We start from the raw sequence: 12,746 nt of genomic DNA on the forward strand, positions 1-12,746 counted from the left end.
GCTCGATCTCGTCGCGCTGACGACCCAGTTCCGACGTGATCGAGCCAAAAAGCTCAGGATCACGGTCCGACAAAGACTGGGTGAAAAATCCATCTGAACGGTGGGGTGCATTCACGGAGTGTTTCTCCTTCCAGAGGGGGCCAATGCAGCAACAGCTGCATTGGCAGTCAATTTGTAGTGGCTCAAAGGGGCCTCAGATCACCCGGTCGCGAGGTTCGCGGCCTTCGAAAAAATCGCTCAGGTTATCGAGAACCCGAAACCCCATCGCCTCGCGTGCTTCGCGGGTCGCGCTGCCCAGATGCGGCAACATCACGAGATTGTCGCATTGCAGAAGGTCCGGGCTGATGCGGGGTTCACCATCGAATACGTCCAGCGCCGCACCGCCGATCATGTCGAACATCAATGCTTGGATCAGCGCCCACTCGTCGATCACTTCACCCCGTGCAGTGTTGATCAGAAATGCGTCAGGCTTCATCAGACCAAGCCTGCGCGAGTTGATCAAATGCCGATTTCCTGCACCACCGGGGCAGTGCAAAGAGACAAAGTCACATTGCGGAAGCAGTTCGTCAATTGTGCCCACCTGCGTTGCGCCGCATTGGGCCAATACTTCAGGTGCGACCTGACTGCGGTTATAGACCAGCACATCCATGCCAAACCCGAGATGGGCGCGGCGGGCCATTTCCTGACCGATGCGGCCATAGCCGATGATGCCCAGTGTCTTGCCGCTGACCTTGGTGCCAACCAGATGCGTGGGCCGCCATCCCGTCCATCTGCCAGACCGCAGTTCGCGCTCGCCCTCGCCTGCCCGACGCGCCACCATCAGCAATAGTGTCATTGCTATATCGGCGGTGCATTCCGACAGAACATCGGGTGTGTTGGTTACGGTCATACCCAGCTCGCGGGCTGAAGGCTCGCAGATGTGGCTGTACCCGACACCGTAATTGGCAAGGATTTTCGTCTGCGCTCCCGGCACATCCAGTGCTTCGGCGCTCAGTGTATCTGTTACCGTAGGAAGCACTGCGTCATAGGATTTCAACGCTTGCCGGATGTCAGCCGGGGACATGGGTTTGTCCCCGGTGTTCAGTACGGTGTTGTAATTCTCGGCCAACTGCGCCTCGACGGCAGCAGGCCAGCGACGGGTCACAAGGACCGAGGGTTTAACCATCACGCAGCCTCCATCACACGAGCAATTGTTTCACCGATCACGGCAGGGTTTTCCGCCACGGTTACACCGGCGGCAGACAGAATCTCGACCTTCTCGCTGGCGCTTTCGCCAAAGGCCGAGATGATTGCCCCTGCATGGCCCATAGTGCGTCCTTTCGGAGCGGTCAGACCCGCAACATAGGCAATCACAGGTTTGGTGATGTGGTCGCGGATGTACTCGGCTGCTTCAGCTTCCTGCGGCCCGCCGATTTCACCGATCATCGCGATGACATGGGTGTCTTCGTCTTCTTCAAACCGCTGCAGGATATCTTTGAATGACGATCCGTTAATTGGGTCGCCGCCGATCCCAACGCTGGTTGAGACGCCGATCCCGCGCTCTTTCAACTGGGCCGCTGCTTCATATCCCAACGTCCCTGAGCGGCCGATGATCCCGACATGACCCGGCAGATAGATATGCCCTGGCATGATGCCCAGAAGCGCTTTGCCGGGTGAGATCGTGCCCGCGCAATTCGGCCCGGTCAGTACCATGCGTTTCTCTTTGGGGTAACGGTACATGTAGCGCTTCACCCGGATCATATCCTGCGCCGGAATACCGTCGGTGATGCAAACGCAATAGCGGATACCGGCATCTGCGGCCTCCATGATCGAATCCGCTGCAAACGGCGGCGGCACAAATACAAGGCTGGCATCCGCGCCGGTTGCCTCTACGGCTTGTTTGACAGTGTCGAAGACCGGAACGCCTTCGACGGTTTCGCCGCCCTTGCCGGGCACGACACCGCCCACAACGTTTGTGCCGTAATTCAGCATATCCTTGGTATGAAACCGCGCCATCCGGCCGGTAATGCCCTGTACGATGACACGCGAGTCACGATCGAGAAGAATGCTCATTACACAGCCCTCATCTTGGTGCCCTGAGTAAGGTCGTTTTTCCATGCGCCCACAGCGCGTTCTGCGGCTTCCATCAGCGTTGTGGCGCGAATGATGGGCAGCCCGGATTTGGCGAGGATTTTCTGGCCTTCCTCGACATTCGTTCCGGCAAGGCGCACGACGACTGGCAGGTCAAGGTCGAGTTCTCTCAATGCCTGAACGACGCCTTCCGCCACCCAGTCGCAGCGGTTGATACCGGCGAATATGTTAACCAGAATGGCCTGTACGTTGTCGTCCGAAAGAACCAGCCGGAACGCCTTGGCCACACGTTCAGGTGACGCCCCGCCCCCGATGTCGAGGAAGTTTGCAGGTTCACCTCCTGCCAGTTTGATCGTATCCATCGTGGCCATCGCCAAACCGGCACCGTTGACGATGCAGCCAATGTTTCCGTCCAGCCCGACATAAGACAGCCCGCGATCCGCAGCGCGGCTTTCGCGCGGGTCTTCCTGGCTCTTGTCGCGCAGTTCGGCAATCTGCGGGTGACGGAACAGGGCGTTGTCGTCAAAGCTCATCTTCGCGTCCAGCGCCAGTACCCGGTCGTCGCCGGTGATGACCAGCGGGTTGATCTCGACCATGGTGGCGTCCAGATCGCTGAAGGCGGCGTAACACCCTTGCAGCGTGCGCACCATTTGCTGGATCAGCTTGGGCTCAAGTCCAAGCTTGAACGCAATTTCGCGCGCCTGGAATTCCTGAAGCCCGACTGCCGGTTCCACGATGGAACGAACGATGCTGTCCGGACGGTCGGCCGAGATATCCTCGATCTCCATCCCACCTTCGGATGACGCAACAATCATCACCCGCTGACTGGAGCGGTCCAGAACCAAGCCGAGATAGATCTCGCGATCAATCGGCACGGCGGCCTCGACATAGACCCGATAGATGCCTTTGCCTTCAGGCCCTGTCTGATGCGTGACCAGCTTGCGACCGAACAGGTCATCGCAGGCCTGATAGATTTCGTTTTCGGTGTTGCACAGCTTGACCCCTCCGGCCTTGCCGCGCCCTCCTGCATGGACCTGCGCCTTGACGATCCATTTGTCACCACCCAGCTCACGCGCCCGATAGGCCGCTTGTTCCGGGCTGTAGGCCAACGCGCCCGCAGGCACATCGACGCCAAAGTTCGTAAGGACTTCCTTTGCCTGGTATTCGTGGATATCCATCTGATGCGCTCCTGTTTATGCAGCGATTGAAGTGCCGTAACGGCTTTCCAGCAGGGCTTCGATTGCGTCGTGATCGACCTCTCCGCCCAGCTCACGAATGGCTTCGGCGAACAGGCGCACGATCCGGCTGACGGCCTCATGGTTCAATTGATTGAGGATACCGATACGAACCTGCACCGGTTCGCTGAGCGTAGGCCAGATGCCAAACCCGCGGGCGCGGCAGTTCTGCACCAACTCCATCTCGCGACCTGCGAGTTCCGGCGGCAGGTTAAGCACGATCAGGCTGGGCATGTCCGAGGTGACCTCGCACCCCATCTCAGTCACCGCGTCCCGAAGGACCTTTTCATGGGTCCGGTACGAGATCGACCGTTTGGTCAGACCTTCCTGAAGGGTCAGACGCAGTGACTCGTGGAAAGCCGCAACCGCATATCCGGAATGGGTACGGTGATATGTGCCTTTTTCCACATCCTGCCCATCGACGATGCCCCAATGACGCGCCTCGAAGATTGGGTTGTGCACGTAACTATAGGCACCGGTGGACTTCAGCGTCTCGATGTACGTCTCAGTAAAGCTGACAGGAGCATAGGTCAGCGGCAGGCAGCACAGGCCTTTCTGCGGGCAGGATGCCCAGCCAGCCACGCCCGGATAATCGTCAATCGAAAAGTCGTCGACACCAAGGGACGAGACAGCATCGATCAGACCCATGGCACCGTGGCGTTCACATGCGTCCGAGAAGCCGCGCAGGTCGTTTACCCTGCCCGATCCGGTTTCCCAGTGTGCCATGAAAGCCCATTTGGGCTTGTGTTGAGCAAGAGTAGTTTCAACCAGCTCTGCAGTTACTGGCTGGCCGTGAGGAACTTCGACTACAGTGACACTGGCAGCTTGGGGATCAAGCGGATTGGCCGCGTGTTCCTCACGCGTTGCCGCCTTGATCCGCAGGGTCAGCGCGTCGATCCCAGAAAATGTACCGTTGGTGAAAGCAACAACCTTGTCCCCCGGCATGACAGCCGAGAACATGGTGTCCAGAGCGCTCCACCCGGTGCCAGCGACAGCGAAGGTGTAGACGTTTTGGGTGCCCCAGATTTTTCGCAGCATATGCTTGCATTCGATCATGCCCCTGAGGACATCGCCCTGCATGTGATCGGCAACGCCGGCACTTGCAAAGGCTTTCAGGACTCGGGCGTCCGTGTTGCCTGGTCCCGGCCCTGCGGCAAGGGTTTCGGGAATTTCGAGCGGAGGGAAAATCTGAAAAGTCATGGTCTGACATCCTCGGCTGTTGGCCGGGCATTGCGGCCCGCTGTGTTAAGATGCCGATCAGGAAACGCGAGCTTGCCCCATGGCGCAACGTAACTTACTACTGCTTTTGGATGGCTATTAGTATGGGTAATTTCCCACCCATATTGGTAAAAATACGAAGGTATACCGAAAAATACCCCATACTTTTGGGTAGTTTTTTACAAAATCGGGGTAAAATCATATGGTTGAGACGTCGGGCAAACCCATCGACATCATGCTTGCTGACAGCAACCCGCTGGTCCTGTCAGCCATGTCGGAGATATTTGAACGCGATCCCCGATTCTCTCTGGTTGCTACTTCAGCGACAGCCGAAGGATTTCTGGGAACCGTGATGCGGGTTCCGGTTCAGGTCGGTGTGGTGGACTGGGCACTACCGGTTCTGGGTGCTGCAAAACTGATCGAAGTTCTGCGCGATCAGGCAAATGCACCGCGCTTTGTTGTCTATGGTGATACCTCAGGAGATGTACCGCGGTTGGCCATGCAGGCGGGCGCGGCCGGATTTGCCGCCCGCTCGGGCGATGTCGCAACCCTTCTTGAAACTTGCGCCGAAGTCGCGGCTGGAAAAATGGTGTTTCCGTTCATAGACGTCCGGAAAATGAAACAGGATCCAATTCAAAGCCTGTCGCGCAAGGAACGTGCCATTCTGGAAGCTCTGGCGCAGGGGATGTCGAACCGGGAACTGTCCAGGGAACTTCAGATATCCACCAATACGGTAAAATTTCATCTGTCGAACATCTATGAAAAGCTGAGCGTCAAGAACAGAACACAGGCTATAGCGTATTTCTATTCGTCCCGGCAGACCGGGGATTAGGCCGAGTGCAACGAGGAATGCGAGTTATGTCTGAAATCAGAATAAACGTCGTCGGCGCTGGACGGGTTGGTAAAACTCTGATCCGCCTTCTGGATAAGGTAAAAGGCTGTTCGATCCAGGATATCTTTAGCACTTCAATTCAGTCCGCGCATGAGGCCGCCCAATTGTCCGACTGCGGGCGCGCAACTGAAAGCTACACCGATATGCGGCCCGCCGACCTCTGGATCCTTTCGGTTCCGGACACACAAATCTCTGTTGTGGCCAGCAAACTGGAAGCAGCCTTCAGTGATCGGAAACCGTCCGGGAAACCTACGGTCGCGTTTCATTGCAGCGGGTATTTTCCCGCCGAGGAATTGTCACCTTTGCGAAAACTCAATTGGCTTCTGGCCAGCGTTCATCCTGTCATGTCCTTCGCTGACCCACAGGCTGCAGCTGAACAATTCAAAGACGCGTTATGCGGGCTGGAAGGCGACGAAGAAGCCACAGCGTTTATTCAACCCCTTCTGGAAGACCTGGGCACCACAAGTTTTCCCATCCGGTCTGAAAGCAAAAGTCTGTACCATGCGGCCGCCGTGATATCGAACAATTTCACGGTTGTTTTGCAAGCCATCGCCCGCGAAGCATGGGCAGAGGCGGGCGTAACGGAAGGGATCGCAGCCAAACTCAACTCAGGCTTGTTGAGCAGTACAGTCGAAAATGTCGATCTTTTCGGCCCACAAGGTGCCCTGACTGGCCCAGCGGCACGAGGGGACGAACAGGTTGTCACCAAACAGTGTGCTGATGTGACATTGTGGCACCCGGCCGCTGGTGAACTTTATAGGCAAATGAGTGTGCTGGCGCAGAAGCTCAAATCAACTGGGTTTACACAGTAATCGTCAAGGCATTTGACCCGGCCATTCAATAAACAGAGTGCAACGAACAGAAGTTGAGTTGGCGATACCAATCATGAACTCAGAAGTCGGTACAGGGCCGGTTTTTTCTGTTTGGCGGCTTAAGTGCTTGGTGCAATCCACGTCCAAACCTACTCTGCCCCGGTAAAAAGCTGCACTCCAGCCTACTTGCATTTCGATCGCGTCAGCGGTTCCACTCCATTTGGAACGCTTAGCAACGCTTCGTCAGTAAGTCTGATCCGGGCGTGTCTTTTGCGAACCCCGTAAACATATTACGTGGGTCAACTTTCAAAATTTGACTTTCTCCCAGGCACTCAGTTTTTTCAGCGCTCCCTCCCAGGTGAGCTTGCCGATATTCTCCCGGTGGATCGCGAGGAAGCGGAAGAGAACATATCCGACTTCACTGGCACGCAGGTGCCTACCCGGCGACCTTCGCGCAAAGCCTGTTCAAAGGTTTCCCTGGCGGCGCGGCCGCTCTGGGCATAGCAGGGCGCAGATTTCGCTGTCACTGCCCGACGCTATTCCACCATTGCCCTTTGTCACACGTGCCGGCGCCGGGGCGCCGGAACCGCAACAGCCCATCTTCCTTTTGACGTGCGCGATCCGCCGCGACTTTGTTCCGGCCTTCGACAATACCTTGTAGAAAACCACGATCCGTGGTGGGACGGTTCCGATTTTGACTCCCACCAGGGCACTTCCAGCCGCGGGGTCTTCACCCGGATCAGGGGGCATCGCGTAGTTGGCCCTGATCGGCCGAACCCTTAGCCTGGCCCCAACAGCCGCGTTGCATGATATTGCGACCGACTCCCTGTCGCTCAGCCGTCCGACCGCAGGCGGCGGGTTCGAGGTTTTGGCACGGGTCATCGACATCGCTGCTCCAATTGCCGGGCCTATCGCGGCAGCGGATTGGACTAGTTGGGAATGTGATACCGCAGAGATGCCCATCACCTCGCCGGCCTTCAATCAACTGGACAATGCCTGGACGGGAAACGAGTTTGCAGCAAAACAGCGAGGTTGCTTGAAACGTAAGAAAGTGATTTGGCAGAGCCCCCGTCATAGGGTTCAATGCACTCAGGAGGGCAGCCATGCAAAACCCGGAGCGTTTCGAGAAATTCTACTTCGCCAAAGTTGGCATGGGCGAAGCCTGCGGCTGTGCCGAGCGGATTATCGACGTGTTCGAATTCAACCGCAAAGGCGGGGCGCAATCAAAACAGCCGGTGAAACAGGACAGGCGCAAACGCAGGTCCTTTCGGTCATGGGCTGTCAAATATGGGCTGATGAGCCGTAAACGTAACAGTTAAGGTTTCTTCGCACTAAACGCCTTCTAAAAACCAAACTCTTTAGCACGACTTGGCCGCATCGAAGGAACTAAGCTGGACGAATTTCCCATCGGAACAGAGCTGAAACAGATCAGACAGGTACCAGTTTCCCGTCGCGAAGGTCCAACTCATCCGGCGCCAGTTCCGTGCGGAACGTTGGCGAATGGCTTACCAGCAGGATCGCTTGTGGCAAAGAGCGTAGGATTTCCAACAGGCGTGCCTCGTTCTTCGTGTCCAGCGCATTTGTTGGCTCGTCCAGCAAAAGCACTTCAGGCTCCATCGCCAGAACCGTCGCAAGAGTGATCAATCGTTTCTCGCCACCTGACAGTTTGTGGGTGATGCGATTTTTCAAATGCATCAGATCCAGATCACCCAACACCTTATCGACGATGGTCAGTGCTTCGTCCCGTGTCTTGCCTAGGTTAAGCGGCCCGAAGGCGATGTCTTCGGCAACCGTTGGGCAGAACAGCTGGTCGTCAGCATCCTGAAATACAAGCCCCACCCGGCGGCGCACCTCATGGAAATCGGCCTCTTCCGTCCGTTGCTGGCCAAAAACGGTGACTGTACCGGACTCCGGACGCTGCAACCCGAGTGTAATGCGCAAGAGCGTCGATTTTCCCGCACCGTTCGGGCCTGTCAGGGACAGGCGCTGCCCTGCGTTCAGGCTCAGGCTGGCCCCGTCTAGGACAGGGGCTTGACCCGGGTAAGAAAAACAGATGTTTTCAAGCGCGATCAGTGTCATGCGAAATCCAGAATGATCAAGCCCATGCAAAGGGTGCCGAGGCCCGCAGCAAATACGATATCTCTGCGCGTCAGAGCAAAATCCTGAAGCAGCAGCATACGCCCAGAGAATCCTCGGCATTTCATCGCACCCAGAATACGTTCCGACCTTTCGATCGCGCGAACCAGCATCATGCCCACAAGGTAGCCAAAGCTGCGATATGTGTGCCAGTTTGTTGTCGGTCGGAAACCGCGCACCTTCATTGCGGCGCGAAGGCGCAGGTATTCTTCCCGCAAAACCTCAATATACCGGATGGTGAACATCAGCAGATGAACCAGCGTTTCAGGGCAGCGCAGACGATGCAACGCGTGGCCCAGCGTAACCGGTTCCATCGTGCCGACCAGCACCATCAGGGACAGGATCACGGCATTGGCGGTCAGGGCAATCTCGACCGCCTTCCAGAAACCCTGCCAGCTTGCCGGGAACCCCCCAAGCGTGAACATCGGGTCTCCGGGCATAGAAAAGGGCAACAGGACCAACATGAACACGATGAACCCATCCATCATGGCCATTCGTTTCAATGTCTTCCGCCACGGCAGGCGCGAAACGATCAGAAGCGACAGTGACACTGCCAGTGCCGCGCACAGTGCCGTCAGAGATGACAGCGCTACGGTCACAACCGCAAAAACCACGGCCATAACGATCCGCATTCGGGGATCCAATGGGCTGATCAGCCCTTCGGACCGGCCACCGGCTTCGGCCAGTGTTTTCTCTTGTTGACCCAGTACGTGTGCCATCAGGCTGCCAGTTTGCGGCGGGCCGCCATGTAAAAGCCCAAACCGAACAGACCAACGATGTAGCCGATCCCACCAAGGATCGTCTGCAGGTCATTATGTTCGCGATAAGCTGCAATCTCGCGCCGAAGCGGGCGCAATTCGTCACGCACGGCCTTGGCAATTAGCTGCTGCTCTTCGTCGCTGAGCGAAGCAACTGAACCGCTGATCTGTGTCGGAGCAGCCAAAAATGAGTCACCGGTTTTAGCCACCGCAACGCCCATGATCTCTGCGACATCTTCGGCAGACATTGTGACTTCGGCCACATGTCCGGCACCAAGGTCAGCAAAAAAGGTGTGCGACACGGCTGAGTTCGGTGTGTAGACAAAGAAACCGTCCACATCAGTGACAGTGCGACCCAGCTCTGCCCCATCCGGGCCGGAGACAATGACCTCGGTCTCGCTTGCCATATCACCGTTAGAGAACCCGATCTCGCCCTCAATGGCGTCGCCGGATTCAAAAACGCCGGCTATGACTTTATGCGCCAGTGCAGGCACAGGTGCGCAGCACAGTGCCAGGACGAAAACCAGATGCTTCATGTGGTCACTCCTTTGACAAACAGCTCGGGCTTGACCTTGCGGGCCAGCAAAACCGCGAACCCGGTCAAAATCGCCTCAATGGCCATGACGGGGATATGTGCAAAGAAAACGAGCTTGGCAGCGGGCAAAAATTCGTCTCCTGACAATGCCAGCGATACCGCAACCATGCCGGTTGTGGCGGCAATTGCAAATGCACCGCCGACACCTCCCCATATCGCTCCGTGCAAAGGTGTGCCGCGGGCGATCAGGCCACCAAAGAGCATTCCTGCCACGACTGCAGGCAAGGCGATATTGACAGTGTTGATCCCCAACACTGTCAACCCGCCAAAGCCGAAGAAGACGGCCTGCAGCAAAAGCCCGACGAACAAAGCCGGGAATGCGGCCCAGCCAAGCAGAAGCCCGGCCATGCCATTCAGGATCAAATGTACCGACGACGGGCCAATGGGCACGTGGATCAACGATGCCACAAAGAAACTGGCAGACAGCACCCCCGCAGTGGGAATGCGATCAAGGTCCAGTGACCTGAGGCCCAATGCAATCCCCCCCGCAGCGGCGACGGCGCCGCCAATTACGACCGGGTTGGAAAGGGCTCCGTCGACGATATGCATTTGGCGTTACTCCAGATCCCAGGCGCGGATCCAGATGACCGCGTCCTGGCTGAGTTCTTTACCTTCATGTTCGGTCACTGGACCAGCCCCAAGTGCTGCGAAACCCCAGTATCCGGCTTTTGGAACACCGAACGAGAAATACCCGTTATCGTCCGAGATGGCGACCACGGCACCGCCGGGCATCGGCGAAACGTTCGGGGTCGAAGCGGCTGCACTGTCCATGTCAGGCTCGGCCGCCATGTATTCGATCTCGATCTCGGCGCCCGCAACCGGCTGACCATCCGCCATCACGCGCCCCGTGAAGGTCGAACCCGCAATGATGTTGGTCGGCTTGTTCAGCGGAATGATCTCGGTCGGCAGGCCCACCGGGTTCATCCAGTCGGTCGGTAGTTCGTTGCGGTTCAGAAACGCTTTGGTAAGCTGCTGGATATAGATGTCCTCTGACTCTTCATAGTAAGGCTGCGGAACCGTCACCAGCACGTAGTCGCCTGAGCGCTTGACAGGAACAGTGCCTTTGAAAGCCGCGCCTTCATTCTCTTTGCCGGTAAATCGGACAGGTTCCAGCGTGCCCAGCAGGTCGGTCTTTTCACCGTTGTGGATTACATAGAATTCCTGCGGCTTTTCCAGATCCATGACATGGCCATTTTCGAACGGATGCCAGAAGATCAGCTTGACCGGCACGTCGCCCGGCTTTTCGATCATGGTGTCACTGGTGTATTCCAAAAGGAAATGCGCATTAGCCATGGCGGGGAGCGCCACCGCGGCAACGGCTGCAGAGAGCAGCTTCTTCATGAACAGTCGTCCTTGTCCCATCGCGCCAGTCCCGGCACGAAACTCGTTTTGACTGCGGGACATCCAAGGCCGAGTTGCTTTTTCAAGCATCCTGGTCCGACGAACATCCCGTCGCCGATTAGGAGTGCCCATAAATGAGGGCACATATCCGGCAGGTATCCTGACTTGCGGGTCGAAGCGTTGGACTGGCCTTCCCGGGAGAATCCCAGTGGCGTGTCAGCCCTGCTCGCCGCTTACAGTTGCGGGTGCAGTTGCGGAATTGGGCCTGAGCCCGCACCGCATTCCCTATTGATTCCAGAGCACGCCCCGGAACCGGACATGCCGAACGGCTTGCCAGACAATCCCGGCATCCGTCAACGATCAATTGTGATGACTGTCGAAAAAGTCATGAACTCTGGAAATTTCGGTAAACTTACTTGGCCCGAGAAGTGCATATAAAAGAACTTTACGCTTCGGAAAGATACCTTTCTGACAAGGGCAAACTTGCCGCGCCCAACGAACGGGCGTCCGGGCCTACGGCTCCTGCCAGCACAGAAGGTCGCTCAAGTCCGGTCAGATTCAAATCGGAAAGTTCGTTTTCAACCATCTCAACCAAACGCGCTTTGATATCCGGCGGCATCCAGCCATCGATCTTCACGCATTCAAAGTCTATAAGGCTACAGGATGAGACAATTGCGCTGGCAATCCCGCTCGCCGTCTGTTTCAACCAGTTTTCCAGTTGAACTTTTGGCAATTCCCAACGCTCGGTCGTTTCCCATATAGAATGCGTAGTTGCCTTTTCTGCGGAGATTGAACGCTCGAGTACGTAAAGGCTGGCCACGTCGATCAAAGGCTTCACACCGCTCGTGTCATCAGGCACTGGCAAAGGGCCGAGTGCACCAGCGTTTCCACGACCCGAAAAGATTGAACCATTGAGAACCACACCTCCGCCAATGAAGTATCCGACGTAAAAGTACAAAAAATCCCGAGGCCCGTCCGCTGGACCAAAAACCAACTCCGCTCCACAGGCTGCCGTCGCATCGTTTTGAAGAAATATCGGCATATCGTAGCAAAGCGCGAGATCCGCCTTTATGTCCGCGGAACGCCACGGGTCCATTTTTTCCTGAGGAACCTGCAATGTCTGGGCCCAGTCCCACAGGTAAAACGGCATGGCAATCCCAAGCCCTGCGATCCTGCCTTTGGCCTCAGGTGACATGGACGACATCATTTTCTCAAGGCTTTCTCTGGAAAAATCCAAAGTGGCTTTCGGCGTTGGATAATCATAGGTTCGCCGCTCGCGTTGCCGCACATTTCCGACAAAGTCGGTCAGAACGAGTTCGGTACTGCGGCGCCCGACTTTGAGTCCAAAGAAAAACGCGCCATCTGGATTGAGGCGCATGGGAACAGATGGCTGCCCGACTTTCCCGCGAACCGGTTCGCCGCGCAGAAGCAAACCATCTTTTTCCAATTGGCGCATGATGACTGAAACCGTTTGCGCTGACAGCCCTGTCATGCGTGCGATCTCGGACTTCGCGAGGGCCTGATGACGCCGGACAAGCGACAGAACAAGGCGTTCGTTTCGGGCCCGCATCCCACTTTGGTTGGTTCCACGCACTTCTGGTCCGTGCGAGCCAATGGAGCTTTCCTGAGATGTATTTGCGGACACGGCCACCCCTTTCCCGTTGAAGAATGTGGAAGCCTCCGCACTCT

The 12,746-nt window shown here is 56.8% G+C and carries 13 protein-coding genes and 1 riboswitch; of the genes, 3 read left to right on the forward strand and 10 right to left on the reverse strand.

Annotated features, from left to right (window positions below; translation table 11 throughout):
- Nucleotides 1-193 precede the first annotated feature (193 nt).
- The 4 genes from ACR0K5_RS23710 to ACR0K5_RS23725 are packed head-to-tail and all read right to left on the reverse strand — an operon-like array spanning nt 194 to nt 4,505.
- Nucleotides 194-1,165: a 2-hydroxyacid dehydrogenase gene (locus ACR0K5_RS23710; protein ID WP_480632002.1), complete on the reverse strand. Its 972-nt coding sequence runs from the start codon at nt 1,163-1,165 to the stop codon at nt 194-196.
- Nucleotides 1,165-2,052 (reverse strand): succinate--CoA ligase subunit alpha, encoded by an 888-nt coding sequence (gene sucD / locus ACR0K5_RS23715; protein WP_209508187.1) that lies wholly within the window; start codon nt 2,050-2,052, stop codon nt 1,165-1,167. Before sucD ends, ACR0K5_RS23710 begins: the two co-directional genes overlap by 1 nt.
- Complete coding sequence (locus tag ACR0K5_RS23720) at nt 2,052-3,248, reverse strand: malate--CoA ligase subunit beta (protein WP_480632003.1); 1,197 nt, start codon at nt 3,246-3,248, stop codon at nt 2,052-2,054. The genes sucD and ACR0K5_RS23720 overlap by 1 nt, the downstream gene beginning before the upstream one ends.
- Before the next feature lie 15 nt (nt 3,249-3,263).
- A complete protein-coding gene (locus ACR0K5_RS23725) occupies nt 3,264-4,505 on the reverse strand; it encodes a pyridoxal-phosphate-dependent aminotransferase family protein (protein WP_480632004.1) in 1,242 nt (413 codons plus the stop codon).
- 220 nt (nt 4,506-4,725) lie between these two features.
- On the opposite strand from ACR0K5_RS23725, the gene ACR0K5_RS23730 reads away from it, so the two are divergent.
- The 3 genes from ACR0K5_RS23730 (at nt 4,726) to ACR0K5_RS23740 (ending at nt 7,546) form a co-directional block, all read left to right on the forward strand.
- Entirely contained in the window at nt 4,726-5,355 is a 630-nt protein-coding gene (locus ACR0K5_RS23730) for a response regulator transcription factor (RefSeq protein WP_480632005.1), read from the forward strand.
- Between the two features lie 26 nt (nt 5,356-5,381).
- Complete coding sequence (locus ACR0K5_RS23735) at nt 5,382-6,227, forward strand: Rossmann-like and DUF2520 domain-containing protein (RefSeq protein ID WP_480632006.1); 846 nt, start codon at nt 5,382-5,384, stop codon at nt 6,225-6,227.
- A gap of 1,103 nt (nt 6,228-7,330) precedes the next feature.
- On the forward strand, nt 7,331-7,546 hold the full coding sequence (locus tag ACR0K5_RS23740; RefSeq protein ID WP_480632007.1) for a hypothetical protein: 216 nt from the start codon (nt 7,331-7,333) through the stop codon (nt 7,544-7,546).
- A 109-nt stretch (nt 7,547-7,655) separates the two neighbouring features.
- Here ACR0K5_RS23740 and ACR0K5_RS23745 read toward each other — a convergent pair whose 3' ends face one another.
- From ACR0K5_RS23745 to ACR0K5_RS23770, 6 genes are all read right to left on the reverse strand, one after another.
- Entirely contained in the window at nt 7,656-8,306 is a 651-nt protein-coding gene (locus ACR0K5_RS23745; protein WP_480632008.1) for an energy-coupling factor ABC transporter ATP-binding protein, read from the reverse strand.
- Nucleotides 8,303-9,082, reverse strand: coding sequence for a cobalt ECF transporter T component CbiQ (cbiQ, locus tag ACR0K5_RS23750; RefSeq protein WP_480632009.1), 780 nt, complete (start codon nt 9,080-9,082; stop codon nt 8,303-8,305). The genes ACR0K5_RS23745 and cbiQ overlap by 4 nt, the downstream gene beginning before the upstream one ends.
- A complete protein-coding gene (locus tag ACR0K5_RS23755) occupies nt 9,082-9,657 on the reverse strand; it encodes a cobalt ABC transporter permease (protein WP_480632010.1) in 576 nt (191 codons plus the stop codon). Before ACR0K5_RS23755 ends, cbiQ begins: the two co-directional genes overlap by 1 nt.
- Nucleotides 9,654-10,265 carry a cobalt transporter CbiM gene (cbiM, locus tag ACR0K5_RS23760; RefSeq protein WP_480632011.1) on the reverse strand — a complete coding sequence of 204 codons (612 nt, stop codon included), beginning with the start codon at nt 10,263-10,265 and terminating at the stop codon, nt 9,654-9,656. Before cbiM ends, ACR0K5_RS23755 begins: the two co-directional genes overlap by 4 nt.
- Nucleotides 10,266-10,271: 6 nt before the next feature.
- A complete protein-coding gene (locus ACR0K5_RS23765) occupies nt 10,272-11,057 on the reverse strand; it encodes a DUF4198 domain-containing protein (protein WP_480632034.1) in 786 nt (261 codons plus the stop codon).
- A 133-nt stretch (nt 11,058-11,190) separates the two neighbouring features.
- Nucleotides 11,191-11,389, reverse strand: a riboswitch (cobalamin riboswitch).
- Nucleotides 11,390-11,502: 113 nt separating this feature from the next.
- Complete coding sequence (locus tag ACR0K5_RS23770; protein ID WP_480632012.1) at nt 11,503-12,702, reverse strand: ROK family transcriptional regulator; 1,200 nt, start codon at nt 12,700-12,702, stop codon at nt 11,503-11,505.
- Nucleotides 12,703-12,746: the final 44 nt, after the last annotated feature.

It is taken from the genome of Ruegeria sp. AB9 (assembly GCF_056542585.1).